At 73.4% G+C, this 25,715-nt stretch carries 19 protein-coding genes; 15 read left to right on the plus strand and 4 right to left on the minus strand.

What is annotated here, in order from left to right; translation table 11 throughout:
* Window positions 1-10: 10 nt before the first annotated feature.
* From ACFY8U_RS03235 to ACFY8U_RS03255, 5 genes are all read left to right on the plus strand, one after another.
* Entirely contained in the window at window positions 11-886 is an 876-nt protein-coding gene (locus tag ACFY8U_RS03235; RefSeq protein ID WP_389564923.1) for a phosphatase PAP2 family protein, read from the plus strand.
* Complete coding sequence (locus tag ACFY8U_RS03240; protein ID WP_389564926.1) at window positions 883-1,932, plus strand: hypothetical protein; 1,050 nt, start codon at window positions 883-885, stop codon at window positions 1,930-1,932. Before ACFY8U_RS03235 ends, ACFY8U_RS03240 begins: the two co-directional genes overlap by 4 nt.
* A gap of 136 nt (window positions 1,933-2,068) precedes the next feature.
* Window positions 2,069-2,740: a MerR family transcriptional regulator gene (locus tag ACFY8U_RS03245; RefSeq protein ID WP_389564929.1), complete on the plus strand. Its 672-nt coding sequence runs from the start codon at window positions 2,069-2,071 to the stop codon at window positions 2,738-2,740.
* 51 nt (window positions 2,741-2,791) lie between these two features.
* Window positions 2,792-3,796: an SPFH domain-containing protein gene (locus ACFY8U_RS03250; RefSeq protein WP_389564931.1), complete on the plus strand. Its 1,005-nt coding sequence runs from the start codon at window positions 2,792-2,794 to the stop codon at window positions 3,794-3,796.
* Window positions 3,793-4,800, plus strand: a complete 1,008-nt coding sequence (locus ACFY8U_RS03255) for a hypothetical protein (protein WP_389564934.1) — start codon at window positions 3,793-3,795, stop codon at window positions 4,798-4,800. The genes ACFY8U_RS03250 and ACFY8U_RS03255 overlap by 4 nt, the downstream gene beginning before the upstream one ends.
* Before the next feature lie 28 nt (window positions 4,801-4,828).
* Here ACFY8U_RS03255 and ACFY8U_RS03260 read toward each other — a convergent pair whose 3' ends face one another.
* Window positions 4,829-5,890: a winged helix DNA-binding domain-containing protein gene (locus ACFY8U_RS03260; RefSeq protein ID WP_389564937.1), complete on the minus strand. Its 1,062-nt coding sequence runs from the start codon at window positions 5,888-5,890 to the stop codon at window positions 4,829-4,831.
* 242 nt (window positions 5,891-6,132) lie between these two features.
* On the opposite strand from ACFY8U_RS03260, the gene ACFY8U_RS03265 reads away from it, so the two are divergent.
* The 7 genes from ACFY8U_RS03265 (at window position 6,133) to ACFY8U_RS03295 (ending at window position 17,030) form a co-directional block, all read left to right on the plus strand.
* A complete protein-coding gene (locus ACFY8U_RS03265; RefSeq protein WP_389564940.1) occupies window positions 6,133-7,005 on the plus strand; it encodes a GNAT family N-acetyltransferase in 873 nt (290 codons plus the stop codon).
* 683 nt (window positions 7,006-7,688) lie between these two features.
* Window positions 7,689-9,386, plus strand: a complete 1,698-nt coding sequence (locus tag ACFY8U_RS03270) for a S8 family serine peptidase (protein WP_389566132.1) — start codon at window positions 7,689-7,691, stop codon at window positions 9,384-9,386.
* Window positions 9,387-9,710: 324 nt separating this feature from the next.
* Complete coding sequence (locus tag ACFY8U_RS03275) at window positions 9,711-12,758, plus strand: LuxR C-terminal-related transcriptional regulator (RefSeq protein WP_389566135.1); 3,048 nt, start codon at window positions 9,711-9,713, stop codon at window positions 12,756-12,758.
* Between the two features lie 60 nt (window positions 12,759-12,818).
* Window positions 12,819-13,742 carry a DNA/RNA non-specific endonuclease gene (locus ACFY8U_RS03280; RefSeq protein ID WP_389564943.1) on the plus strand — a complete coding sequence of 308 codons (924 nt, stop codon included), beginning with the start codon at window positions 12,819-12,821 and terminating at the stop codon, window positions 13,740-13,742.
* Between the two features lie 130 nt (window positions 13,743-13,872).
* A complete protein-coding gene (locus ACFY8U_RS03285; protein WP_389564946.1) occupies window positions 13,873-14,901 on the plus strand; it encodes a trypsin-like serine peptidase in 1,029 nt (342 codons plus the stop codon).
* A 375-nt stretch (window positions 14,902-15,276) separates the two neighbouring features.
* Window positions 15,277-15,972: a type 1 glutamine amidotransferase domain-containing protein gene (locus ACFY8U_RS03290; RefSeq protein WP_389564949.1), complete on the plus strand. Its 696-nt coding sequence runs from the start codon at window positions 15,277-15,279 to the stop codon at window positions 15,970-15,972.
* Window positions 15,973-16,064: 92 nt separating this feature from the next.
* On the plus strand, window positions 16,065-17,030 hold the full coding sequence (locus ACFY8U_RS03295; protein ID WP_389564952.1) for a LysR family transcriptional regulator: 966 nt from the start codon (window positions 16,065-16,067) through the stop codon (window positions 17,028-17,030).
* Between the two features lie 6 nt (window positions 17,031-17,036).
* On the opposite strand, the gene ACFY8U_RS03300 is transcribed toward ACFY8U_RS03295, so the two are convergent.
* Complete coding sequence (locus ACFY8U_RS03300; RefSeq protein ID WP_389564955.1) at window positions 17,037-17,429, minus strand: nuclear transport factor 2 family protein; 393 nt, start codon at window positions 17,427-17,429, stop codon at window positions 17,037-17,039.
* A 112-nt stretch (window positions 17,430-17,541) separates the two neighbouring features.
* Window positions 17,542-18,309: an SDR family NAD(P)-dependent oxidoreductase gene (locus tag ACFY8U_RS03305; RefSeq protein ID WP_389564958.1), complete on the minus strand. Its 768-nt coding sequence runs from the start codon at window positions 18,307-18,309 to the stop codon at window positions 17,542-17,544.
* A 330-nt stretch (window positions 18,310-18,639) separates the two neighbouring features.
* Between ACFY8U_RS03305 and ACFY8U_RS03310 the strand changes: the two genes are divergently transcribed.
* Complete coding sequence (locus ACFY8U_RS03310) at window positions 18,640-20,766, plus strand: SpoIIE family protein phosphatase (protein ID WP_389564961.1); 2,127 nt, start codon at window positions 18,640-18,642, stop codon at window positions 20,764-20,766.
* On the plus strand, window positions 20,763-23,501 hold the full coding sequence (locus tag ACFY8U_RS03315; RefSeq protein ID WP_389564964.1) for a SpoIIE family protein phosphatase: 2,739 nt from the start codon (window positions 20,763-20,765) through the stop codon (window positions 23,499-23,501). The genes ACFY8U_RS03310 and ACFY8U_RS03315 overlap by 4 nt, the downstream gene beginning before the upstream one ends.
* Before the next feature lie 78 nt (window positions 23,502-23,579).
* Here the strand turns inward: ACFY8U_RS03315 and ACFY8U_RS03320 are convergent, their stop codons facing one another.
* Window positions 23,580-24,377, minus strand: a complete 798-nt coding sequence (locus ACFY8U_RS03320) for a VOC family protein (protein ID WP_389564967.1) — start codon at window positions 24,375-24,377, stop codon at window positions 23,580-23,582.
* A gap of 473 nt (window positions 24,378-24,850) precedes the next feature.
* Here ACFY8U_RS03320 and ACFY8U_RS03325 point away from each other — a divergent pair, with 473 nt between their 5' ends.
* The gene (locus tag ACFY8U_RS03325; RefSeq protein WP_389564970.1) at window positions 24,851-25,666 is read left to right on the plus strand and encodes a DUF899 domain-containing protein; all 816 of its coding nucleotides are present in this window, start codon (window positions 24,851-24,853) and stop codon (window positions 25,664-25,666) included.
* Window positions 25,667-25,715 lie beyond the last annotated feature (49 nt).

A 25,715-nucleotide genomic window follows, 5' to 3' on the forward strand; every position in this document is an offset into this window, starting at 1 on the left:
GGGCCGGGTCATGGCTGCCGGGATACGCGGGACACGTCCCACCGGACCGGGGCCGACCGCTACCCCGAACCCGACGGGCACGCCGAGACCGACCGTTGTCCAGACCCCGACGGACACGCCGAAACCGCCGCATGCCCCGCGCGCCGCGCGACCGCCCCTGCTGCGTGAGCTGCTGCTCGTCACCGCGCTGTTCGTCGTCTACAAGTTCGGCCGGCTCTTCGCGAACGGCCACGAACTGCGGGCCTTCCACAACGCCGACCGGATCTGGGACGCGGAGCGGTGGGTCCATCTCCCCGGCGAGGGCTCCGTACAGGCCCTCCTGATGCACGGCGAACCGCTCGTCCGGGCCGCCAACACCTACTACGCGGCGGTGCACTTCCCGGCCACGATCTCGTTCCTCGCCTGGCTCTACTGGCGCCGGCCGGAGCACTACGTCTGGTCCCGGCGCGTCCTCGCCCTCCTCACCGCCGCCGCGCTCGCGCTGCACCTCCTGATGCCTCTCGCCCCGCCCCGCATGCTCGACGCGACGGGGCTCGTCGACACCGCGCGGGTCTACGGGCCGTCGGTGTACGGCGCGACTCCCGCCACGGACTCGATGGCGAACCAGTTCGCCGCGATGCCGTCACTCCACTTCGGCTGGGCGCTGATGGTCGCGATCGGCCTGATCGCCGCGACCGGCGCGCGATGGCGGTGGCTGTGGCTTCTCCATCCGGCCCTGACCCTGCTGGTGATAGTCGGCACGGCCAACCACTACTGGTTCGACGCGCTCGCGGCAGCCGCCCTGCTCGGTGCCGCGCTCGCGGTCGTACGCACTCCCGGCACCGGCTCCGCCGCCGGGCCCCTCCTCCGCGCCGCGGCGGCCCGTCCGGCCGAGGTACTGCGATGAACGGCCTCCAGGGCACCATGATCGCCGTCCTCCTGTCCCTGGTCTCCGCCGCCGGCTACGCACTGGCCGCGGTGGCCCAGTCCCGGCTCGCCTCGTCCTCGGACGGCGGACGCGGAGCGCTGCGCGCGCTGCTCGCCCGGGGCCAGTGGTGGTGGGCGGTCGGCCTCAACGCGGCGGGCGCGCTCGCCCATGTCGTCGCGCTGCATTACGGCCCGCTGACGCTCGTTCAGCCGCTGGGGGCGCTGACCCTGGTGGCGGCGCTGCCCCTGGGGGCGTACTACGCGCGGCGGCGGGTGACCCGGGCGGAATGGCGCGGCGCGCTGTGGACGCTGGCCGGGCTCGTCGGCCTGATCTCGGTCACCGGACCTGCGACCCCGGGCGACGCGCTCAGCCTGCGGGAGGCCGTGGTCGTCGCTGCGGTGACGGCGCTCCTGATCGCGGCCCTCGCCTCGGGCGGACGGCGGCACGGAGGCCCGGGGTCGCGCACGCAAGGCGGGGCGACCCGGGGGCGCGGGACGGGCCGGGGGCTGCGCGAGGGCCGGGGGCCGGGTCGCGGCCGGGGGCTGGGGCATGCCACGGCCTCCGGAATCGCCTCGGGGGTCGGCTCCGCGCTGACGCAGACGCTCACGGCCGCGCTCGCCCGCGAGTTGCCGGGCGGTCCGACCGCCTGGTGGCAGACGACCTTGATCGCGGTGCTGATCTCCGCCTTCGCGGTGGGCGGGCTCCTGCTCTCGCAGACCGCCTACCGGGGCGGCCTGGCCGCGCCGCTGGCCGTCGTGAACCTCTCCAATCCGGCCGCCGCCGCGATCATCGGCGTGGCGCTGCTCGGGGAGACGTTCCGCGCCGGGGTGTGGGGCTGGCTGGTCGCGGCCGCCGCCTCGATGGTGGCGGCACGCGGGGTGGTGCTCCTGACGACCGGGGCGGGAGCGCTTCCCGTACCCCCGGCTCCGTCGCCCGTCGTCGCCTCCGGACAGCCACTGCCCTCGCCCCGTAGGGACGAGGCGGCAGCCACCCCCGCGCCCACTCCCGCGCCCGTAGCCGGCTGAGGACGAACGGCTGACGGCGGGTCACTCCATCTCCGGAACCTCCCGCATCCCCCCATTGGATAGCTGAACTATCCTCAACGGGCGGAGTACAACCTCTCGGTATCGGTGTCGAGACGACGGGAACGGTGAATCGCTGGTGCGCCTCTCCGAGTTGAGCGACCGCGGCGGCGTGTCCGTGGCCACCGTGAAGTACTACCTCCGCGAGGGGCTCCTGCCCCCCGGCACGCCGGTCACGGCCCGGCAGTCGGAGTACGGCGAGGAGCATCTGCGCCGGCTGCGCCTGGTCCGGGCGCTGCTCACGGTGGGCGGCATGACCATCCAGCAGGCCCGGGACGTCCTGGCGGTGGCGGACGATCCCGCCTCCGGCCGCCACGAGCGCGTCAGCGCCGCCGCGTACATGCTCGGCCCGCAGGTCCCGCCGCCGGAGCCCTCCGATCCCGAGCGCCCACTCTGGGACGAGGTCTTCGCCGAGATGCGCGACCTGCTCGCCGAGATGGGCTGGCGGGTGAGCGACGGGGCGCCGGCGCTCGCCGCGCTGACCCGGGCGGTCGTGACCCTCCGCGCACTGGGATACCGGGGCGGCGTCGACCACATCCGGCGGTACGCCGAGGTGATGCGCCCGATCGCCGCCGAGGAGTACACGGTGATGGAGGAGTACCCGGCCGTGGAGGAGGCGATCGAGGCGGCCGTCGCGTACACGATGCTCTACGAGCCGATCCTGCTGGCCCTGCGCCGCCTGGCGCACGAGGACGTCTCGGCGCATCTCCACGACACCACCCGGCCGGAGCCCCCACTTTCGTCATCTTGACGAAAATGAGTCGAGCCCCCTATCGTCACCATGACGACAAGGGGGAGTTCCATGGCCGACATCACCCGCCGCGCCGGCTGGCGCCATCTGCGGTCCGCGCCCACCGCGCACATCCGTCATCACCGGCGCGGACGTCTCGTCCACGACGGGACGGGTCTGAGCTTCTGGTACCGCTCCCTGTCCGCCGCGCTCTCCGAAGTGCCGGTGAACGACCGGGAGCTGGCGATGGCGTTCCACGCGCGGACCGCCGACTTCCAGGACGTGAGCGTGCAGTCCACCGTCACGTACCGGATCGGTGACCCGGAGGCGGCCGCCACCCGGCTCGACTTCTCCATCGACCCGGACACGGGCGCGTGGCGCGGTGCGCCGCTGGAGCAGATCGCCACTCTCCTGACCGAGACGGCCCAGCAGCACGCCCTCGACGTCCTGGCACGCACCCCGCTGGCGGCGGCGCTGGTCGACGGCGTGGCGGCGGTACGGGACCGGATCGCCGACGGGCTCGCGGCCGAGCCGCGGTTGCCGGCCACCGGGATCGAGGTGGTGGCGGTACGGGTGGTGGCGATCCGCCCGGAGCCGGAGGTGGAGCGGGCACTGCGCACCCCGGCCCGCGAGCAGATCCAGCAGGAGGCGGACCGGGCGACGTACGAGCGGCGGGCCGTGGCGGTCGAGCGTGAGCGGACCATCGCCGAGAACGAGCTCGCCAGCAAGATCGAGCTGGCCCGGCAGGAGGAGCGGCTCGTCGACCAGCGCGGTACCAACGCACGCCGCGAGGCCGAGGAGAGTGCCGCCGCCGACTCCGTACGGGCGGAGGCCGAGGCGGTACGGAAGGTCCGGCTCGCGCGGGCCGAGGCGGAGGCGGCACGGGAGGTCGGCGAGGCGCGGGCTGCCGCGCAGGCGGCGTGGCTCCGGGTCCACGGGGAGGTCGACGCGGGGACGCTGCACGCGCTGGCAGCGACCCGGGCCGCGGAGAACCTGCCGCGGATCGAGAGCGTGACGGTCTCCCCCGACGTGCTGACGGCGCTGCTCGGCAGGCTGGGCGGCGGGTCCTCGTCGTGAGCCTGGCGCCTCGCGCGGTGCTCGTGCACCGCGTCACGGAGTACGAGGGACTGCTCGCGCGCCACGGTACGCACGGGCAGGCGGAGTTCTTCCTGTCGAGCCGGGGCCGGAGCATCGAGGACGTACAGCGGCGGCACGAGCGGAACCTGCGGGGGCTCGCGGAGGTCGCGGCGGCGGTGCCGTTGTCGTGGCGTCAGGCGAGGGTGGAGCGGGCGGACCTGGACCGGTTCCTGTTCGGTCCCGAGGACGTGGTCGTGGTGGTCGGGCAGGACGGTCTGGTGGCCAATGCCGCCAAGTACCTGGACGGGCAGCCGGTCGTCGGCATCGACACCGACCCGGGGCGGAATCCGGGCGTCCTCGTCCGGCACCGGGCGGCGGACGCGGGGGCGTTGCTGCGGTCGGCGGTGGCGTCGGCGGGGCGAACGGGGGTGGACGCGCTCACGATGGCGGAGGCGGTGACGGACGACGGGCAGCGGCTCCTCGCGCTGAACGAGATCTACCTGGGCCCGCCGACTCACCAGACCGCGCGCTACACCCTCGCGGTCGAGGGCGGTACGGGGTCGGCGGGGTCGGCGGAGTCCGTAGTGTCGGCACATCCGACGGGGGCGAGAGGGGCGACCGGGACGACAGGGGCGACGGAGCCGACGGGGGCGAGGCGGTCCGCACCCGAACCGCAGGCGTCCTCGGGCGTCCTGATCGGTACGGGCACGGGCGCCACGGGATGGCTCCGCTCCCTCTGGCACGAACGCTCCAGCCCGCTGGCGCTGCCCGCACCGACGGCCCGCCGCCTCGCCTGGTTCGTCCGCGAGGCCTGGCCGTCCCCGACGACGGGCACGACGCGGGTGGAGGGTGTGCTGGACGCCACGAGCTCCCTGCATCTCACGGTGGAGTCGGACCGCCTGGTCGCCTTCGGCGACGGCATGGAATCGGACGCACTGGACCTGGCCTGGGGCCAGACGGTCCGGGTCGGGGTGGCGGGGACCGCGCTTCGGCTGGTGGGGTGAGGGCCGCCCCTGACCCGGCGCGCTCTGTTCAGCCGCCCAGGAACGCGGTCAGGGCTTCGGCTTCGGCGTGGACGGCTTCTCGCTCCGAGGGGGCGAGGGTGCGGAGCGGGGTGACGGCGACCTGTCCGTCGTGCACGGTCCAGATGGCGGCGACGCGGCCGTCGACGAGGACCGCGCGTTGGCCGGCGACGGACAGCCCGAGGTGGGCGTCGTCGATGATGCGGCCGCGGTCGGCGTAGCCGAGGATCGCGTTGTCGAACGCCGGGAGGAACCGGACCGGTGCGGGGGTGTCCCGGTCGGGGCGCGGCGCGTCGGGCAGATCGAGGAGCTCGCGGCCGCGTTCGTCGCGGAAGGAGACGAGTTCGTCGCGGAGGGCCTTGACGGCGGCGGGCAGTCCGGCGAGGCCGCTCCATGCGCGGAGGTCGGCGGTCGCGGCGGGACCGTAGGCGGCGAGGTAGCGCCGTAGCAGCTGCTGCCCGGTCGGGTCGGTCACGTCGGGGGAGAGCGGGTCGACGTCCTGTCCGAGCCAGGTGGCCAGGGGCAGGTTGCGGACACCGCCCTTGGTCTGCCACAGCCCGCGGGGCGGGAGTTGGACCATCGGGATGAGGGCCGCGACGAGCAGCTCGCCGAGGACGCGGCGCGGGGGCGTGGGCCACCGGCCGTCGAGCTCCTCGACGAGCGTGGCCATGGTGCGGGGCTGCCCGTCGGCCATGACGGCCCGGCCGGCCGCGGCGACCTCGTCGACGTCGATGCCCGCGAGCTCGCGCCGGTAGGTGGCCATCACGCGCTGGCGCAACATCGCGTCGTGGCGGGCCCGCCAGGCCAGCGCGTCCTCGGCGGTGACGAGGTGGACGGTCCGGCGCATCAGGTGGGTACGCACGACCTGGCGGCCTGTCAGCGCGTCGTCCAGTTGTCGCGGTGCGAAGTCACGCAGCCGGGACCACAGGCCGACGAAGGGCTCCTGCGGTTCCTGTGCCTGCATTCCGCACAGGTGCGCCACGGCGTCTCGTACGGGTGCGTCCGCACGCTCCAGCAGGTACTGGCGGGCGAGGGTGGCGCGGTTGAGGGCGCGTGTGTCGAGGACGGTCATGCTGCTGCTCTCCGGTCCGGGGACGATCCGGAGATCACCCTCGCAGCAATAGCGGACAGGTTGTGTCCTGTACCGCGGACAGTACGGGATCGTCGAAGGCCCAGGCCCACCGCCGCCGGTTCCGCGCGGCCCGAAAGCATCGGCGCCGGCCCGCCGGGCCGGGCGCGCTCGCTAGGATCGGACCGCTTCGTCCGGTTCGCCCGTCACCGCCCCGTGCTCCACCGGCTGTCGAAGGAACGCCCATGGCCTCCCCCACCCCCGGAACGCTCCATGTCACCCCGGCCACCCTCCAGGACTGGTCGGTCGTGCGCGGATGGGCGGCGGAGGAGGGGTGGAATCCGGGGGCGTCCGACGCCCCGGCGTTCTTCGCCCAGGATCCGGAGGGGTTCTTTCTCGGCCGGATCGACGGGGAGCCCGTCTCCGCCGTCTCGGTCGTCAACTACAGCGACCGGTACGCCTTCCTCGGTTTCTATCTCGTCCGGCCCGATCTGCGCGGTCGCGGTCGCGGCCACGGCCTCGCGACCTGGCGCGCCGGGCTCGCGCACGCCGGTGAGCGGGCGGTCGGGCTCGACGGGGTGCCGGACCAGCAGGACAACTACCGGCGTTCCGGCTTCTCCCTCGCGTACCGCACCGCCCGGTACGTGGGCGAGTCCGGTCCGGCCGGCGCCCCCGCGCCCGATGTGGTCCCCGCGGCGCGGGTCGACCCGGCCGCCCTCGCCGCGTACGACAGCGCCTGCCACCACGCCGAGCGGCCGCGGTTCCTCGTGCCGTGGCTGACCACTCCGGGCCATCGGGCACTGGTACGCGTCGTCGACGGGCGCCTCACGGGGTACGGGGTGGTGCGGCCGGCCGAGGACGAGGCACGCGTCGGGCCCCTGTTCGCGGACACACCCGCCGACGCCGCCGCCCTCCTGGACGCGCTGGCCGCCGAGGCGCGGGCCTTCGGCTCGCCGCGCATCGCGATCGACATGCCCGAGGCGAACCCCGCGGCGGCCGCGCTCGCGGCGGAGCGAGGTCTGGAGCCCACGTTCGAGACGGCCCGGATGTACACGGGCGAGGTCCGGCCGGTGGCGCGTGAACGGATCTTCGGAGTGACGACGCTCGAACTGGGCTAGGCCTTCGCCCGGCCGTTGAACAGGAGATGCTGCCGGCAGGTGGACGGCAGGGTCGGGGGTCACCGTCGGGCGAGCCGCGGGAGGGGGTCGGCGACCGGACAACTGGCATGACACGTTCCGCTACTGAGCAAGGCGCAGGGTTTCCCTATGCCCTGACATCTCCCTTTCTGGGCGCCTTGCGTGGCGACATTTCCGGCCGAAAGTCCGCGCGCCGACGTCACATCGCGTCAACCCGCGCGTGCCCCACACCCCCTCCCCCACCCCCTCGGGGGCCGACAAGGGTTTTCCCCGTATCGGGTTCATCTCGCCGTTCCCTACTGTCTGCCGCACCGGCAGATCCCATCCCCCGCCCCGCCTGTCAGGTTCATGGGGAGCGGTGGGTAGTGTCCGCCGGTGACGGCCTTGACCCGGGCCGTCGTGTCGCCGGTGGCGGCGCACGGGCCCCCCAAGCCCAGGGAACGACGGACCGCGACCCCACATCGCGCCGTGGTCTCCCGCGCCGCCGCCACTGCTCCGCACCTACGTCGTGCTTGAAAGGGAACACCTTGAACAGTTCCAGGCGGAGAGTCATATCCGTCGTGGTCGCGAGCGCCGCGATCATCGGCGCCGCTGCCACCTCCTCCGGGGCGTTCGCCGCCGCCCCGGCCGCTGCCACGCCGAAGCCGGCTCCGGCCGCGCAGGCGATGACCGCACTGCCCAGCGCACCGGTCGAGAAGGTCATCGTCACCTACAAGTCCAAGACCGCCGAGGCCGGCTCCAACGCCGCCGCGAAGAGCGACGCGGCCGCCAAGGGCGCCGCGACCGGCGAGCGCCTCGCCTTCGAGCGCCGCCTCGCCGGCGGCGCCGCGCTGGTCGACCTGGGCGACAGCGCCACCAAGCAGGACGTCGCCGAGGTCATGGACGCCTTCCGCGCCGACCCGCAGGTCGCCTCGGTCGAGCCCGACATCCGCGCGTACGCGATGGCGGTCACCCCGAACGACACCGACTACGCGAAGCAGTGGGACCTCTTCGAGGCCACCGGCGGCATGAACGTCCCGACCGCCTGGGACAAGACCACCGGCTCCGGCGTCACCGTCGCCGTCATCGACACCGGCTACGCGACCCACACGGACCTCGCCACCAACGTCGTCTCCGGCTACGACTTCATCTCCGACTCCGCGGACGCCCGCGACGGCAACGGCCGTGACGCGAACGCCAAGGACGAGGGCGACTGGAACGCCACGGACAACGAGTGCGGCCTCGGTTCCAAGGCCTCCAACTCCTCCTGGCACGGCACCCACGTGGCCGGCACCATCGGCGCGGTCACCAACAACACCAAGGGCATCGCGGGCATCGCGTACAACGCGAAGATCCAGCCCGTTCGCGTGCTCGGCAAGTGCGGCGGCTCCTCCGCCGACATCGCCGACGCCATCACCTGGGCGTCCGGCGGCACCGTGCCGGGCGTCGCGGCCAACGCGACCCCGGCGAAGGTCATCAACCTGAGCCTGGGCGGCGCCAGCTCCACCTGCCCGAGCGTCTACCAGACCGCGATCAACGGCGCCGTCTCGCGCGGCACCACCGTCGTCGTCGCCGCGGGCAACAGCAACGCCAACGCGTCCGGCTTCACCCCCGCGAACTGCGCGAACGTCATCAACGTGGCCTCCACCAGCCGCGAGGGCAACCGTTCGTTCTACTCGAACTACGGCGCCAACATCGACGTGGCCGCGCCGGGCGGCGAGACCCGCCGCGCGACCGACACGCCGGGCACGATCACCACCCCGCAGAACGGCATCTACTCCACGCTGAACTCGGGCGCGACGACCCAGTCCGCGGAGAACTACGCGCCCTACCAGGGCACCTCGATGGCCGCGCCGCACATCGCCGGCCTCGCCGCGCTGCTGAAGTCGGCGAAGACCAGCCTCACCCCGGCCGAGATCGAGTCCGCGATCAAGTCCAACGCCCGCCCGCTGCCCGGCACCTGCACCGGCGGCTGCGGCACCGGCATCGCCGACGCCGCCAAGACCGTGAATGCGGTCACCACCACGACGCCGCCCACCGGCACCGTCTTCACGAACGCGACCGACGTCACGATCTCCGACAACACCACCGTGTCGTCGACGATCTCCGTCACCGGCCGCACCGGCAACGCCCCCGCCGCCCTCAAGGTCGGCGTGGACATCAAGCACACCTGGCGCGGGGACCTGGTCATCGACCTGGTCGCTCCCGACGGCACTGTGCGCAACCTGAAGGCCTCCTCCGGCTCGGACAGCGCCGACAACGTCGTGACCACCTACACGGTGGACGCGTCGAGCGAGGTCGCCAACGGCGCTTGGAAGCTGCAGGTCCGCGATGTGGCCTCGGGTGACACCGGCTACATCGACTCGTGGAACCTCACCTTCTGAGCCCCACCTGAACCACCCCCCACAACAGCATAATTGCTGGTCAGCGACGCGCTCGTGGTCTACACCACGGGCGCGTCCTGGCGTGGTGACCGACATCGACTGTCCGTATGCCGGACAACAGGCCTGGACTGCGCCGGTACGCTCCGTATTCTTCTGCCCCACGGGGCTCACGGGCAGGGCCCGAGTGCCGGAGGGGGTGGACACGTGACGACAGCGGCACACCTTCCTCTGCGCCCCGGGGGCGTGGGGGGAAACCCAGCGCCGGTGGGCCGGGAGGAGCTGCTCTCCCGACTCGAACGCGTCCTGCACTCCCGCGGCCGCGCGCTGCTCACGGGCACCGCGGGCGTCGGCAAGACCGAGGTCGCCCTGGCGGAAGCGGCCCGCGCGGAGGCGCGCGGCGAGACCGTCCTGTGGCTGGCGACCCTGCCGGCCGACCGTGACATACCGGGCGCGGCTGCCGCCGCACTCGTCGCCTCGGCGGCGGCGACGGTGACCTGGCCGAGGGCGGCCGACGCAGCCGCCCCCTCCGGACCGGAAGCGCCCCGCACCGGCGCCCCGCTGCCCGGCGTTCCCGCGCCGCGCGCGGACGTCTCGCCCGACGGCGAGGTCGCCCGTCGCCCCGCTGCCGCCGACTCACCGACGAGCGACATCACGTACGCCGGCCACCCGGGACACCACGAGCAATCAGGGCCGACGGGCCCCGTCGGCCACACAGGCAACCCAGGCCACACAGGCCTCCCAGGTCACGCAGGCCACTCAGGCCACGCAGGCCACTCAGGCCACCCGGGCCACGGAGCCTTCCCAGGCCACGGAGCCCACCCCGAGGGCCCCGACGGCTTCCGTACGGCCGTCGGTCCGGTCACCGCGTCCGGGGTCTTCGACGGGCTGCCCGGGCCCCAGCGGACCGCTGTCGCGATGCTGTGCCGCGAGGCGCCGCTCTACGACGGCGGCTGGGACCCGATCGCCCTGCGCCTCGGCATCGCCCAGATCCTGCGGGCCCTCACCGCCCGCGGCCCCGCGCTGCTCGTCGTGGACGGTGTGCAGCACATCGACGCCGACAGCGCCGACCTGCTGCGCTTCGCCCTGCACCTGGCCCCGCCCGCGCTGCGGGTCATCGCCGTCGAGACCCCCGAGGCGTACGGCGCCGAGGACGGTCACGACGCCCGGCTCTGGGTGCCGTCGGAGGCCGACATCCTGCTCGTACCGCCGCTGCACGCCGACGAGATCGCCGAGCTCCTCTTCCACCACCGGCTGCCGTCCCGAATGGCCGGCCGGATCCACAAGGCGAGCGGCGGCAACCCCCGCCTCGCGCTCGCCGTGGGCCGTTCGCTGGCCGACGCGCGCACCCCCGTCCACCACGCCGACGCTCTGACCCTGTCCGGCAGGGCCCGTGATCTGGCGCGGCAGCTCCTCGGCGCGGCGCCCCCCGACGTACGGCAGACGCTGCTGCTCGCCGCCTTGGCGCTGCGCCCCACGGCGGCGCTGATACGCCGGGCCGGACGGCCCAACGCGGAGGCGGACCTCGCCGCCGCCGAGCGCGCCGACCTGGTCTCGCTCGCCGAGGACGGCACGGTCGCGTTCACCGCCGGACTGCTCCCCTCCACGCTGGTCCACGACGCCTGCTGGGCCGAGCGCAGCGCCGGGCACGCCGCGCTCGCCCGCGTGGTGGACGATTCGGTCGAGGCGGTACGGCACCGGGCGCTGGCCACCGACATCCCCGACGAGTCGCTGGCCGCCGAGGTCGCCGACGCCGCCGATCTCGCGCGGCGGCGCGGCAACAGCGCGCTCGCGGCCGAACTGGCCCTGCTCGCCGCCGAGTCGACGCCCGTCCGGAACGCCACGCAGCGGATCACGCGGCTCGTGGACGCGGCCGAGGAGGCCGCCCGCGCCGCCCGGGCCGACCTCGCGATGCGCGCCGCCACCGACCTGCTGGCCCGCGACGCGGCCCCCTCGGACCGGGTACGCGCCCGGCTCGCGGTCCTCGACACCGCGGGCCAGGGGCTGACCGGCCTGGACGAGATGTATGTGCACTCGATGGAGGACTCCGAGGGCGACACCGCGCTGCGGGCGGGCGTCCTGCTCCGACTGGCCGTCAAATACGTTCTGGCGGACGGCGATCCGCTGCGCTCGCGGGCCGCGGCCGTCGAATCGGCCGCGCTGGCCGCCTCGGTGGGCGATCCCCGGACGGCCGCGCAGGCGCTGACCGTACAGGCGCGGATGGACCGGGCGCTCGGAGCCTCGGACGCCGAGTCGGTGCTCGCCCAGGCGCGGGGCCTGGAAATGGCCGAGCGTCCGCTCGGTATCCGTAACGCCGCACAGATTCTGACGCTCCGTCACGCGCTGTTCGACGACCGGCTGATCGACGCCAGGGACCAGGTGAACGCCCTGCTTCCGCTGGTGCAGCGGCGCGGTTCGGTGGAGGACACGATCGAGCTGTTCTCCACGCTCGCCGCGATCGAGTCCCGTATCGGGGCGTGCCCCGCGGCGCTCGTCCACGCGGGCCAGTCGCTCGCCCTGACCCTGGAGGCGGGTCTCTCCCCCGGGCCGGCCTGGTACACCCTCGCGCTCGCGGAGACGGCGGGCGGCAGCTTCGCCCGGGCGGCCAGCTACGCGCGGCGCAGTGTCCAGGCGTCGGAGGAGGAGGGCGACCGGGTCTTCCTCTCCCGCAGCCTGTACGCCCTGGGGCGCGTCCAGCTGATCAACGGGGACGTCGCCTCCGCCCTGGAGACGCTGCGCCGGGTGCAGGCCAACGAGCGCGCGCAGTCGACCGTCGACCCGTCGATGCTGCGCTGGCACGAGGAGCTGGCCGAGGCCCTGCTCGCCAACGACGCGGCGCAGGAGGCGGTGGAGCTGCTGGACGAGGTGCGTCCGGTGGCCGAGGAGCTGCGCCGTACGACCGTACTTCTGGGCTGCGACCGGGCGTACGCGCTGTACCTCGCCGGGTGCGGGCGGACGGACGAGGCGGCGGAGCTGCTCACCCGCACGGCCGAGCGGTTCGCCGGGGCGGGGCTGCCGCTGGAGCACGGGCGGGCGCTGGTCTCGCTGGCGCGGGTGGAGCGGCGGCGCCGGCGCCGTTCGGCGGCGCAGAGCGCGCTGCACTCGGCGGCGACGGTGTTCGAACGGGCAGGGGCGGCTCCCTGGCTCGCGCTGGCGAGCGAGACCCCGGCCGGGGAGGACTCGCTGCCCGCACTGTCCTCGCTCACGGACGCGGAGCTGCGCCTCGCCCACCTGGTGGGGCAGGGCGCCAGTAACCAGGAGGCCGCGGCCAAGCTGTATCTGAGCGTGAAGACGGTCGAGGCACGCCTCACCCGTATCTACCAGAAGCTGGACGTCCGCTCGCGGGCACAACTGGCGACCGCGCTCCGGGGCTGATCGAGTGGCCCGCGGGCCCGGCGCCGCGCGCGAACCCGTGATGCGCGGTACTTACGTCGTATGGAACCGACCGATCCCCCGCCCTCCCCACCGCACCCGCGCGCGGGTGGACAGCGCCGCGAGTCGTTCGACGACCGCACCGGATACGACGAGGACTTCCTGGGCCCGACCGTGCCGCTGCCGCTGCCCGTCCGCGCTTCGGTGGAGACGGTGATCCTGCCGTACACCCACTTCACGGTGGTCTTCCGGCCGGACCGGCGGCTCGCCGCCTCGACCGCGGTCTGCGTCCAGGGCGGGCAGCTGTCCGAGGACGGGCTCGGCGTGCAGGCGGCGAACGGCGTACACGGGGACGACGTCTGGGAGTTCGACCCGCGACTGCCCGACGAGCGGCAGGCCGGCAACGACGTCTACCGGAACAACAGTCTGGACCGGGGCCATCTGGTGCGGCGGCTCGACCCGGTGTGGGGCCCGGCGGCCGTGGCCGCCCGTGCCGCCACCGACACGTTCCACTACCCGAACGCGGTCCCGCAGTCGGACCTCATCAACCAGGGCAGACAGCTCTGGCAGGGGCTCGAGAACTACTTCCTGGACCACGCCGCGGAGTTCGACCGGAGGCTGACGATCCTCACGGGTCCTGTGCTGCACGACTCCGATCCGCCCTACCGGGGCATCCAGGTGCCGCTGCGCTTCTGGAAGGTGGTCGCGTTCATGCAGGAGGGGGCGCTGGCCTCCACCGCGTACGTACTGGACCAGAGCCCGGACCTGGGCCGTGACGCCGAGCGGGCGCTCGCCGGGGCGAAGCCGGGCGCGCCGCCGCCGCTCGGTCCGTTCCGCACCTACCAGGTGCCGGTCTCGGACATCGCGGAGCTCACGGAGCTGGAGTTCGGACCGCTGCCGGATGTCGACCTGATGCCGCCGTTCCGTACGCCGGAAGATCGCTGGCGGCGCCTGGAGTCGTTCGACGACATCGCCCTTCAGAGCTGAAGGCACGGGGAGCGGGCCCGGTCGTACCGTTTCACCCGTTTGCTCCTCCTCCGGCGCGGTGAAACCATGACAGGGCTCGACGCGCTCAGGGCCGGACGGATGGAGCGCGGTGAGGCGGAGGTGGCGGGACATGAGGACGCTGTACGGATCACCCGTCGCGACCGATCCCGCGCGGGTCTTCGACGACCTGCGCCGCGTCGCCGCGCGGGTGCGCCGGCATCTGGAGGAGGAGATCTCCGGTTCGGTGACGGAGCTGCCCGGGGACGGGACACCGGCCGGCCAGATCTCCCGCTTCGCGCAGGAGGAACGGGCGCGGGTCCTGGAGGCGGGGGTCTCCGGACTGGAGAAACTGGCCGCGGACCGCGCGGACGAGATCGACGAGGACGAGCACTTCGGCGTGGACGCGATCGTCCTCCTGGAAGGCAGGCCAGCGATCCCCGTGCAGGACCAGGACTTCGCCGCGCAGGACGGTGACTGGTCCGTCCTGGAGGACGACCGGGCCGCCGTCCGCGCGTCGATCGCGCGGGTGGGCCGCCTGGAGGTGACCGGCCATCCGAGTCTCGACCGGGTCGGTACGGCCTTCCTCGTGGGTCCGCGGACGGTGATGACCACGCGCCGGGTGGCCGGGGAGTTCAGTGAGGCGGGGGACGCGGGATGGTCCTTCCGGGAGGGCATGTCGGCCCGCGTGGACCTGGGCGTGGGGTACGAGGTCACCGAGGTGATCGGCATCCATCCGGACGTCGACCTGGCGCTGCTGCGGGTCGGCCCGCCCGACGGCGGCGTGCTGCCCACCCCGCTCGCGGTGGCCGCCGACGCACCCGCGGACCTGTCCGGCCGGCCGGTGTACATGATCGGCCACCCCGCCTGGGACGGGCGCCGCGACGAGCCGGAGTCGATGCGCCGGATCTTCATGGACGTGTACGACGCGAAACGCCTCCAGCCGGGCAGGGCGACGGAGTTCACTCCGGACCGCCTGGTGATGAGGCACGACTGCTCCACGCTCGGCGACAGCGGCGGCTCGCCGGTCTTCGACCTCTCGGACCACCGCGTCCTCGGCCTGAACTTCGGAGGCCACTACCGGTCCGGCAACGAGGCCGTACCGCTGTGGGAACTCGTCGACGATCCGCTCCTGGAGCGGGCAGAGGTCAACTGGGTCTGACCCTGGAGCGGGCGGGCGGAGGGTAACCGGGTCCGACCGGCGGCGAGGGAGGCCAGGGGTCCGCCAGGACGTCCCGCTCCGCCGCCGGGGGCGACGTCGACGTCACCCGGCCGGCCGTACGGCATCGGGGTACCGCAGGGCACCGCCTTCCCGCGCGCGACGGACGACAGGCGCCGGGGCGTCAACGTCCCCGCCACCGCCCTCGCGAGCAGCACCGCAGGTCAGAGCTCATATCGCGACGTCGCCGGGGTATTCCCTCCGACCCATCGGAGTTCCGATGTCAGACATCGGATTCCGCATTGGAAAGCTAGCGACGGCGGGCATAGCTTCGAGGACATCACCGCACTGACGATCTGAATCCTCGGAGTGACCCTCATGTCCAAGATCCTTTTTGTGCTGACCGGCGCCGACCACTGGACGCTCGCCGACGGCACCGAGCACCCCAGCGGCTTCTGGGCCGAGGAGGCCGTCGCCCCGTACGAGGCGTTCAAGGCCGCCGGCCACGAGGTCGTCGTCGCCACGCCCGGTGGCGTCGTGCCGACCGTGGACAAGGGGAGCCTCGCGCCCGAGTTCAACGGTGGTCAGGAGGGTGCCGACAAGGTCGCTGCCGCGCTCGCCTCCATCGACGAGCTCCAGCACCCGATCAGCCTGGAGGACGTGAATCCGGACGACTTCGCGGCCGTCTTCTACCCCGGCGGCCACGGCCCGATGGAGGACCTCTCCGTGGACCGGACCTCCGGCCGGATCCTCGTCGACGTACTCGAATCGGGCAAGCCGCTCGCCGTCGTGTGCCACGGCCCCGCCTCGATGCTGGCGGCCACGAAGGCCGACGGCACGAACGCCTTCGCGGGGTACGAGATCACCGCGTTCACCAACGCCGAGGAGACGCAGGCCGGTTTCGCCGACAAGGCCAAGTGGCTCCTGGAGAGCCGTCTGGTCGAGGCGGGCGTCGAGTTCCGGTCCGGCGAGCCGTGGGCGCCGTTCGTCGTCGTCGACCGCAACCTGGTCACCGGCCAGAACCCGGCCTCCGCGGCCCCGCTCGCCGACGAGCTGCTGAAGAAGCTGGCCTGAGGCGCGGCAGGGCGACCACGGCCACGGCCACGGCCACGACGGTCGCCACGACTCCATAGCCATAGCCATAGCAGAAGCTATGCTTCAAGCCTATGAAGCATAGGGATCCCCATGGCGGCCATGAGAGGGGGCCGGGGCGCGTCGAGGGGCAACAGGGCGCGGCGGCTCTGGATCTGAATCTCGTACGTACCTTCCTCGCCGTGTACCGCTCCGGCTCCTTCACCTCCGCCGCCCAGCTGCTCGGCATCTCGCAGCCCACGGTGACCACCCAGGTGAAGGCGCTGGAGCGGCAGTCGGGGCGGGAGCTGTTCGCCCGCCTGCCGCGCGGCGTCGCCCCCACGCCGTACGCCCAGGATCTGGCGGCGAGGATCGCGGGCCCGCTCGACGCCCTGCTGGCGGCGACCGGACACGACCCGGCGGCGGGGTCGGCCCCCGCGCCGGTCCACCTGGCGGGCCCGGCGGAGCTCCTCTGTGTACGGGTTCTGCCCGCGCTCGCCCCGCTCGTCCGGGACGGGGTGCAGCTCCGCCTCACCACCGGCCTGACGGACCCTCTGCTCGACGAGCTGAGGGCCGGCCGTCATGACCTGGTCATCGCCACCTCGCGTCCACGCGGCCGGACCCTGACCGCCGTACCGCTGACCGACGAGGAGTTCGTCCTGGTCGCCGCCCCGGTCTGGGCAGACCGTCTCGGCGGACGGGTCGCAGCCGAGGGACCGGGAGCCCTGCACTCCGTCCCCCTGGTCACCTACGCCGAGGATCTCCCGATCGTCCGCCGCTACTGGCGTCACGTCTTCGAGCAGCGTCTCAACCGGCGAGCCGCCGTCACGGTGCCGGACCTGCGCGGCGTCCTCGCGGCCGTCGTCGCGGGGGCCGGCTTCACGGTCCTCCCGCGCTACCTCTGCCAGGACGAACTCGCGGCCGGGACCCTCGTCGCCCTCCACGAGACCGACGACCCGCCGATCAACACGGGCTACCTGGTCCAGCGCCCCGGCACCTCCGCCAACCCCCACGTCACCCTGGTCCGGGACCGTCTCCTCGCCATGGGCCCTGCCTGGTGAGGCCCCTCACTCCCCCGCCGCCTCCTGCGCGATGCGGTCGAACTGCGCACCCATCGCCTCGGCGAGCGCCTGCGCGGCCGACAACGGCCGGACCATGACCGTGAAGTCGTCGATCCGCCCTTCCTCGTCGACGTGCAGGAAGTCGCATCCCTGGATCCGACGGCCGTTCACGGTCGCGGTGAAGACGAGGGCGTGGTCGCGGCCGGCGGGGTCGGCGATCTCACGGACGTACTCGAAATCCTCGAAGACACGCATCACGGCACGCAGGATCGCGGCGGTGATCGCCTTGCCCTCGTACGGCTTGAAGGCCACGGGACTGGTGAAGACGACGTCGTCGGCGAGCAGCGCCACGATGGCGCTCTCGTCCCGGTTCTCGACTGCCTTGCGGAACGCGTGCATGGACCCTCGCAGTACTCAACTAATTGAATAGGTGGGGAGAGGGTATGGACGGGGCGGGATGTTGTCCAGGCCGACCGCCTGGGCCCTGGTCGCCGCCCCCCGTCAGCCTGATTCAACTCCGCAGATACGACGCGCCGTTGAGGTCCAGGATCGTGCCCGACGACCATTCGGCCTCGGGGGAGGCGAGCCACAGCACGGCCGCCGCGATCTCGTCGGGCGCGGCCACACGGTCGAAGGGACTCTGGGCACGGATCGCCGCGCCCTCGGGACCCTCCAAGCGGGGCGCGACCCGCTCCGTGGCGAAGAAGCCGGGTGCGACCGAGGCGACGCCGATGCCGTGCGGGGCGAGGGAGACCGCCAGGGACTGGCCGAGCGCGTGGACGGCGGCCTTGGTCGCGCCGTAGGCCGGGTGGTCCGGCTCGCCGCGGAAGGCGCCCCGGGAACCGATGTTGACGATCCGCCCGCCCTCGCCCTGGTCGATCATCCGCCGTGCCGCGAGATGGCTCAGATTCGCCGTGGCGAGCAGGTTCACGGACACATGCCGCTGCCAGACGGCGACCCATTCCTCGTACGAGGTCTCCGCAAGCGGGTGCCGGATGTTCACCGCCGCGTTGTTCACCAGCACGTCGATCCCCCCGAGCGCCTCCACGGCCGTGTCCACCACGGCGGCGGCCCCCGCCGGATCCGTCAGGTCCCAGCCGATCAGGACATGCCCGGTGCCGGAGAGGGAGTCGAGCGTCTCGCGGGCCTCCTCGGCACGGGAACCGAAGTGGACGGCGACGCGGTCCCCGTTGGCGGCGAACGCCTGCGCCACGGCGCGGCCCAGGCCCCGCGACGCTCCGCTGACAAGGACGCGGCGGCCTGATGCGGGCAGGTTCATGGGAGTTCGCCTCTCTGACGACGACGTTCTGCGCTGCTGCGACGATCTCCTCAGCCTTTCACGAAGATCATCGAGGCCGCGGACGCGCCGGCCCGCCGGACGAGGCGGCGACGGTTTCGGGAGACCCCGTCTCCGTTTCGACATGCTCGGAGGCCGAGGGCCGGTCCATCACGAGGCGGCCCATCGCTCACCGCCGTACCGCACGGCGGACACCGGCCGTGAAGCCGAGGGGCGCCGTCTGACGGATGATGGAGGAGACCCGTGCGTCCGCGCCGTGAAAGGGGCAGCGGTGGCGTGGTGGTCGCGGGGTGGAGGAGGGATGCGGTCTGGATGAGTGAGGCGGCGCTTCCCCCTGCCGGCCAGGACCCGGCGAACGGTGAGTTCGCCGTGGAGCCCGGCGGGCTTCTCGATGTGCTCGGGGTGGCCGCCGTCGTCGTGGACGCGAGCGGGCGGATCGTCCTGTGGAGTCCGCAGGCGGAAGCGATCTTCGGATATCCGGCGGCCGAGGCGCTTGGCCGGCCGGCCGCCCGGCTGCTGGTCGAGGAGCGCCACCGCGACCAGGCGCTGTCCCTGTTCGAGCGGGTGATGTCCGCGGGCGGGCCCTGGGCCGGCGCCCCCTGGTCCGGCATCTTCTCGGTACGCCACAAGGACGGCCGTACGATCCCGGTGGAGTTCCGCAACACCCGGCTCCAGGACGACCAGGGGCATCACTACGCGCTCGGGCTCGCCACCGACGCCGGCACCTCGAGGCGCGTGGAACAGGACCTCGCCCTGTCCTCCCGGCTGGTCGCCCACTCCCCGATCGGCCTGGCCGTACTGGACTCCGACCTCCGGTTCGTCCTGGTCAACCCGGCTCTCGAACAGATCGACGGCCGGACCGCCGCCGGCCATCTGGGCCGGACGTTCCGCCAGGCCGTGACGTCGCCGGACGGCGACGCTCTGGAGGCGGCGCTCCGCGACGTGCTGGAGACGGGCGTTCCGGTCCTCTCCAGGAGCGTGCGGGGCCCCGACCGGTCCGGCGGCCGGGAACAGGTGTGGTCGTTGTCGCTGTATCGCCTGGAAACCTCGGCGCAGCGTGTCGTCGGGGTCGCCGTCTCGGTCGTGGACATCACCGACCAGCACCACGCCGCCCGGGCGGCCGCACGCGCAAGGCGGCGCCTCGCGGTGATCGCGGACGCGTCCGAACGCGTGGGCACCACGCTCGACCTCGACCTCACCGCGCACGAGCTGGCGGATCTGGTGGTTCCGGAGTTCGCCGACATCGCCGCCGTCGACGTCCTTGAGGACATCCTGACCGGCCCGCACCCGGGCGGGACACGGGCCTCGGGCCCTGCCGTGTTCCGCGCCCTGGCGGTCAAGGCCGCGTATCCCACCCCGGCGGAGGAGGCCGCCGACCCGGTCGGCCAGCCGGCCCGCTACGGCATCGAGCGGCTGGTCACCCAGTGCGCCCGTACCGGCCGCCCGGTCCTCGTCGAGCATGTCACGGACAGTGACCTGCACCGGATTGCCCGCGCCGGCCCCGCCGCGGCGCTGCTCCGGCGGGCGGGCGTCCACTCGTACCTCGCCGTCCCCCTGCGCGCCCGGGGCGTCGTCCTCGGCGTGCTCGACCTCAAGCGGGCGCGCAACTCCGTGCCGTTCGACCAGGACGACGTCCTGCTGGCCGGGGAGCTGGCGGCCCGCGCGGCCGTGGCCATCGACAACGCCCGCTGGTACCGGCACCAGAGCCAGGCCGCCCTGGCGCTCCAGCGCCATCTGCTGCCGCATGGCCCTGCACGGCTGAACGGGCTCGACGTCTCCTACCGCTACCAGCCGGCCTCCGAGGCGGTCGAGGTCGGCGGCGACTGGTTCGACGCGATTCCGCTCCCGGACGGCAAGACGGCCCTGGTGGTGGGTGATGTGATGGGCAGCGGCATCAAGGCCGCCGCGACGATGGGGCAGGTACGGACGGCGGCGCGCACCCTCGCCGGGCTCGGCCTGTCGCCTTCCGTGGTCCTGACCCAGCTGGACCGGACGGTCGTCGACCTGGACGAAATGGCCACCTGCCTGTACGCCGTGTACGACCCCGAGCGGGGAACGTGCCGCCTCTCCAACGCCGGCCATCCGCCGCCCGTGCACGTCCCCATGGGCCTCCCGCCCCGGCTGCTCGACCTCTCCACGGGTGCGCCTCTCGGCGTCGGCGGGGTTCCCTTCGAGACGGAGGAGATCGAGTTCGCGGCGGGCGACGAACTGGTGCTGTACACGGACGGCCTGGTGGAGACCCGAGACCAGGACATCGATGTCCGGCTCACGGCCCTCACCGACCTGCTCGGCCAGGCGTCCCTCCCGCTGGAGGAAACCTGTGACCTGCTCCTGGGCGCGCTGCGAGGCCCCGACGACCACGACGACGTCGCGCTGCTGATCGCCCGGGCCCACCCGTCGGACGACAGCGAGCACGGCCGAGAGGAGGAGGCCCCGTGAACGACACTCCCTTCCCGGGTGACAGCCTCCTGCCCTTCCCCGAGGGCACGGCCGGTGCGCTGCTGGACGGCCGGGGGCGGATCACCGGCTGGTCGCCGGAGGCCGGGGCGCTGCTCGGCCGGTCCCCCGCCGACGTCGTCGGCCGGCCGGTGTACGCCCTCCTCGCGGACCCCACGGTCTGGTCGGCGCTGGTGGAGGCGTACGCGCGGGGAGAGGCAGGCGGAGAGACGGTGCTGCGCACGGGCGGAGGCGAGGACCTGCCCGTCGTCTTCCAGGCCTTCGGCCTCGCCGACGACAGCGGCAGACACGGCGGTACGGCGGAGGCGGGCGGGGCCGTGGCGCCGGGCGAGGGCGTGGTGGCAGGCGAGGGCGTGGTCACGGGTGAGGCCGTGGCACCGGGCGAGGGCGTGGTGACGGGTGAGGGTGGCGTGGCGACGGGCGAGGGGTTTCTCGTCCTCGCCGCCCCCGCGGCGCTGGCCGCCCGCTGGCATCAGGACCGGGCGTTCGTCAGGGAACTGTTCCTCCAGAACCGCGTGGGGCTCGCCGTCTTCGACGCGGAGCTGCGGCTCCTGCGGACGAACACCCACCTCCTTCCGTACACCGGCGTGCCGACCGACCTGCGGGGCCGGCGGCTGAGCGAGTTCCTCTGGCCCGGAGACGCGGCGTCGATCGAGACGAAGCTGCGCGAGGTTCTGCGTACGGGCCGGCCCTCGATCGGGTCGGAGGAGGTCCTGCGCACCATCGAGGACCCCGCCGGAGGGGTGATCATCTCGATCTCGGCGTTCCGGTTGCAGGCGCCCGACGGGCAGGTCCTGGGCCTCACGGCCCTCTTCACCGACGTCACCGAGCTGCGGCGGTCAGGCGAACGCCTGGCGCTGCTGCACCGCGCCACGGCCGGCGTCGGCGGTTCTCTGTCGGTCAGGGAGACGGGCAGGGAGTTGGCCGACGCGCTGGTACCGGGCCTCGGCGATCACGCCGTCGTGGAGATCGCGGACGCGGTGATGCTGGGCGAAGAGCCTGTGCCCGACCCCGAGGGGCGGCTGCTGCTCCGCCGCACGGCGGTGGCGGGGCAGCCCGCGGCCGGCGCCGACGCCACACACGCGGAGGCCGGGCTGGTCACCGTCGACCAGAGCGCCGGTGGCGGCGGCGACCCGGGTCCGGTCACGGCCGCGGGCTCGGGCTCGGGCTCCGGCTCGGGCTCCGGCTCCGGCTCCGGCTCCGGCTCGCGTACGGATCCGTCATCTGCCGCCCGCACCGGCGCGGGTGCCGACGGCATCGGCGGATATCCGATGAGCATGACGGTCCCGCTGCGTGCCCGGGGGATGGTGCTCGGCCGGGTGTCCTTGGGCCGGCACCCGGACCGCGGCGCGTACGAGGACGCCGACCGGGACCTGCTGCGCGAGATCGCCGACCGCGCGGCCCTCGCGCTCGACAACGCCCGCCGCTTCACCCGCGAGCGCCGCGCGGCGGTCGGCCTCCAGCGCAGCATGCTGCCGCCCACGCAGAGCGAGACGGCCGCGGCGTCCACGTCGGGCGTCTACCTCCCGGCCGACACCACGACCGGAGTCGGCGGAGACTGGTTCGACGTGATCCCTCTGTCGTCCGCGCGGGTCGCCCTGGTCGTGGGCGATGTCGTGGGGCACGGCCTCGCGGCGACGGCCACCATGGGCAGGCTGCGCACGGCCGTCCGCACCCTCGCGGATCTCGACCTCGAACCCGACGAGTTGCTCGCACACCTCGACGATCTCGTCACCCAACTGCTCGCCGAGCCCGAGGAGACGGACAGGGAGCCCGGGGCGGACGACGGCGAGGACGGCGACAGCGGCGGGGGCACGGACGGCGACGACGACCGCGACGACGGCTGGCACGTCGGCCACCCCTCCTCCCCCACCGGTGCGACCTGTGTGTTCGCGATCTACGACCCGGTCTCACTGCGGTGCGCGGTGGCGTCCGCCGGCCATCCACCGCCCGCCGTGGCGGACCTGGAGGGCCATGTGTCGTACCTTCCCGTCGATCCCGGCCCCCCGCTGGGTGTCGGCGGGCTGCCCTTCGAGACGACGGAGGTCGTCCTCGCCCCCGGAAGCGTCCTCGCGCTGTACAGCGACGGACTGCTCGAGGGGCGGGACGGCGACCTGGACGCGGGCATGGCCGACCTCGCCGCCCGGCTGTCCCGACCCGGGGCCCTCGCCCGGCCGTTGCGCGAACTCGGCCGCGAGATCGTCACGGGCCGCAACGGCGGCGGGCAGGACCAGGGGCAGGACCAGACCCGGCGCCACGCCCTCGGCCTCGGGGACGGCCTGGGGGACGACGTCACCCTGCTGCTCGCCCGTACCCGAGCCGTACCCGCCGAGGACGCGGTCTCCTGGCCGATCGAGGCCGATCCGGCGGCGGTCGGCACCGTACGGGAGGCCGCCACGGCGCAGTTGCAGGCATGGGGGCTCGAAGAGCTCGTCTTCACCACCGAGTTGGTGCTGAGCGAGCTGGTCACCAACGCCATCCGGTACGCCGGAGGGCCGATCGAGGTACGGCTCATCCGCGCGGGCCGGCTGATCTGCGAGGTCTCCGACCCCAGCGCCACCCACCCGCGGATGCGCCGGGCGCGGCTGACCGACGAGGGCGGCCGCGGTCTCTATCTGGTGGCCCAGCTCGCCACTCGCTGGGGCAGCCGCTACAGCCGTAGCGGCAAGACCATATGGGCGGAACAGGAGTTCCCGCCGCCCGTCACGACCGATTGACCGACTGGCAGCCCGACTGCCTGGCAGCCTGACTGGCTGACTGACTGACTGACTGGCTTGCCGGCTGTTTGCCTGAGTTCAGCTCGACTCGGGGGCCAGGACCACGAAATCGGCGTTCGACGGGTCGACACAGACGGCGAGCCGGCCGACGCCTTCCGCGTCGTCCGGTCCCATCTGCACGTTGCCGCCGTTCTCGACGACCTTGGCGACCGTGGCGTCGCAGTCGGCGACGGCGAAGACGGGGTGCCAGTACGGCCGTCCGTTCGTGAGGACGAGGTCCTTCGCGGACATCCCCATGAGGCCGCCCTGCATGCGCTCCTCCGGGAGTCCGGCCGGGGTGATGAGCGTGTACGTGCCTCCGCCGCCGGGCATCTCCATGTCGCTGTACTGCCAGCCGAAGACACCCCCGTAGAACTCCTTCGCGGCAGCGGCGTCGGTCGTGTACAGCTCGGTCCAGGACAGTGATCCCGGCTCGTCCACCAGCTCGACGCCCTTGTTCGTGCCCGGCTGCCAGACGGCGAACTGTCCTCCGTGCGGGTCGCTGAACTGCGCCATCCGGCCCCACTCCTCCAGGTCCATCGGTGCGACCCGGACCGTTCCGCCCGCCCGCTCGACCGCCTGACGCGTGTCGTCCGCGTCGGCGACGGAGTAGTAGATCATCCAGGCCGAGCGCGCGCCCTCCTCGGTGAGTTTGCCGAGCCCGCCGACGATCTTTCCGTCCTTGCGGAACATCCCCCCTTCCATGTCCTCCCCTTCACCCATGGACTCGTACTCCCATCCGAGCACGGCGCTGTAGAAGGCCGCGGCGGCCGGGACGTCGGGGGCGCCGAGGTCGAGCCAACAAGGGGAGCCGGGTACGAAATCGGTGGTGATCATGGCAGGGACCTTTCGCAGTTCCGTTACGCCCCTCAGCCTTCCACCGGACACCGCCCCTCGCCCGTCGAGCGCCCTGCCCGCCGTCCGCGCGCACCTGTGTCTACCCGCGCCGGAACGGCATCTGACGGTCGTCCAGCCGGAGCCGATCGCCTCGGGGTGCCTCCGGACGGCTGCCGGGCCGTGGCGGGGGAAGCCCTTCCCGCGCGTACGTCGCCGACTGCCGGGCCGGGAGGGGGAATTGGCGAACCGGACGCCTTCGCGAACGGAGTGGCCGCTTCGTGACGACGACCGCTTGCCGGGCCCACCCTCGACGGCATGCGCCGCAGCGGCTGCGGCCGAGGGCTCCACCGCGATGAGTTTCGGCCGGGTCGCGCGTCTAATGGTGTCGTAGGACGTCGCAGGACGCTGTCGGCCACGAGGCATCGCCCAGCGTCGTACGGCACCGCCCGGCACGAGACACCGCGGAGGACACCATGGCGCCCACGTCGGACGATCGGACCACCGCGCCGCCCGGGCGCCCGCCCGTGGTCGACCTTGCCACGTGGCAGGCCGCCCGTGACGAGCTCCTGGTCCGCGAGAAGGCCCACACCCACGAGGGCGACGCCATCGCCGCGGCCCGCCGCCGGCTGCCGATGGTGGAGTTCGACGGGACGGTCGAGGTCGTCGGGGCGGACGGCCCGGTCCCGTTCCTGGACCTGTTCCAGGGCCGCGACGAACTCGTGGTGTACAAGCACATGTGGTACGACGGCGCCCCGCACCAGGGGCAGTGCGAGGGCTGCACCACCACGGCCTGGCACATGAAGGACGCCGTCTACCTCAACGCGCGCGGCGTCTCGTTCGCGATGCTGACGACGGGCCCGTGGGACGAGGTGGCCTCCTACGTCGCGTTCATGGGCTACACCCAGCCCTGGTACTCGGTGCGCGACGTGGACGAGCCGGTCGGCGGAGCCATGGGGTACGTCACCTGTTTCCTGCGCGACGGCGACCGCACGTTCCTCACGTACTCCACGACCGGCCGCGGCAACGAGCCGGTCAACGGGTCCCTGGGCCTGCTCGACATGACGCCGTACGGCCGGCGGGAGGCATGGGAGGACAACCCCGAGGGCTGGCCGGAGGCCCCTGACGCCGGTTCGCCGGTCGGTGGGCACGGAGCGCCGATCTGCTGGTACTGGCGTACGGACGCCGACGGCGTCGCCACCTGGGGCCCGACCGGCCGGCCCGTACCGCAGTGGACCCGCCCGGGCGCGACCCCCGTGGAGACCCTCGGACGGCACGACGACCCCCACTGACGCACAGCGCTCCACCGGCGCCGGTCGGCGCCCTTCGCCGCCATGAGCC

Source organism: Streptomyces sp. NPDC012508 (assembly GCF_042902595.1).
Lineage (GTDB): Bacteria > Actinomycetota > Actinomycetes > Streptomycetales > Streptomycetaceae > Streptomyces.

Excerpts from the sequence above, each read along its gene's own strand:
- ACFY8U_RS03320 (WP_389564967.1), bottom strand. The coding sequence starts at position 24,377 with ATGATCACCACCGATTTCGTACCCGGCTCCCCTTGTTGGCTCGACCTC.
- ACFY8U_RS03290 (WP_389564949.1), top strand. The coding sequence starts at position 15,277 with ATGTCCAAGATCCTTTTTGTGCTGACCGGCGCCGACCACTGGACGCTC.
- ACFY8U_RS03295 (WP_389564952.1), top strand. The coding sequence starts at position 16,065 with ATGAAGCATAGGGATCCCCATGGCGGCCATGAGAGGGGGCCGGGGCGC.
- ACFY8U_RS03325 (WP_389564970.1), top strand. The coding sequence starts at position 24,851 with ATGGCGCCCACGTCGGACGATCGGACCACCGCGCCGCCCGGGCGCCCG.
- ACFY8U_RS03270 (WP_389566132.1), top strand. The coding sequence starts at position 7,689 with ATGACCGCACTGCCCAGCGCACCGGTCGAGAAGGTCATCGTCACCTAC.
- ACFY8U_RS03265 (WP_389564940.1), top strand. The coding sequence starts at position 6,133 with ATGGCCTCCCCCACCCCCGGAACGCTCCATGTCACCCCGGCCACCCTC.
- ACFY8U_RS03235 (WP_389564923.1), top strand. The coding sequence starts at position 11 with ATGGCTGCCGGGATACGCGGGACACGTCCCACCGGACCGGGGCCGACC.
- ACFY8U_RS03285 (WP_389564946.1), top strand. The coding sequence starts at position 13,873 with ATGAGGACGCTGTACGGATCACCCGTCGCGACCGATCCCGCGCGGGTC.
- ACFY8U_RS03280 (WP_389564943.1), top strand. The coding sequence starts at position 12,819 with ATGGAACCGACCGATCCCCCGCCCTCCCCACCGCACCCGCGCGCGGGT.
- ACFY8U_RS03260 (WP_389564937.1), bottom strand. The coding sequence starts at position 5,890 with ATGACCGTCCTCGACACACGCGCCCTCAACCGCGCCACCCTCGCCCGC.
- ACFY8U_RS03310 (WP_389564961.1), top strand. The coding sequence starts at position 18,640 with ATGAGTGAGGCGGCGCTTCCCCCTGCCGGCCAGGACCCGGCGAACGGT.
- ACFY8U_RS03240 (WP_389564926.1), top strand. The coding sequence starts at position 883 with ATGAACGGCCTCCAGGGCACCATGATCGCCGTCCTCCTGTCCCTGGTC.
- ACFY8U_RS03300 (WP_389564955.1), bottom strand. The coding sequence starts at position 17,429 with ATGCACGCGTTCCGCAAGGCAGTCGAGAACCGGGACGAGAGCGCCATC.
- ACFY8U_RS03305 (WP_389564958.1), bottom strand. The coding sequence starts at position 18,309 with ATGAACCTGCCCGCATCAGGCCGCCGCGTCCTTGTCAGCGGAGCGTCG.
- ACFY8U_RS03250 (WP_389564931.1), top strand. The coding sequence starts at position 2,792 with ATGGCCGACATCACCCGCCGCGCCGGCTGGCGCCATCTGCGGTCCGCG.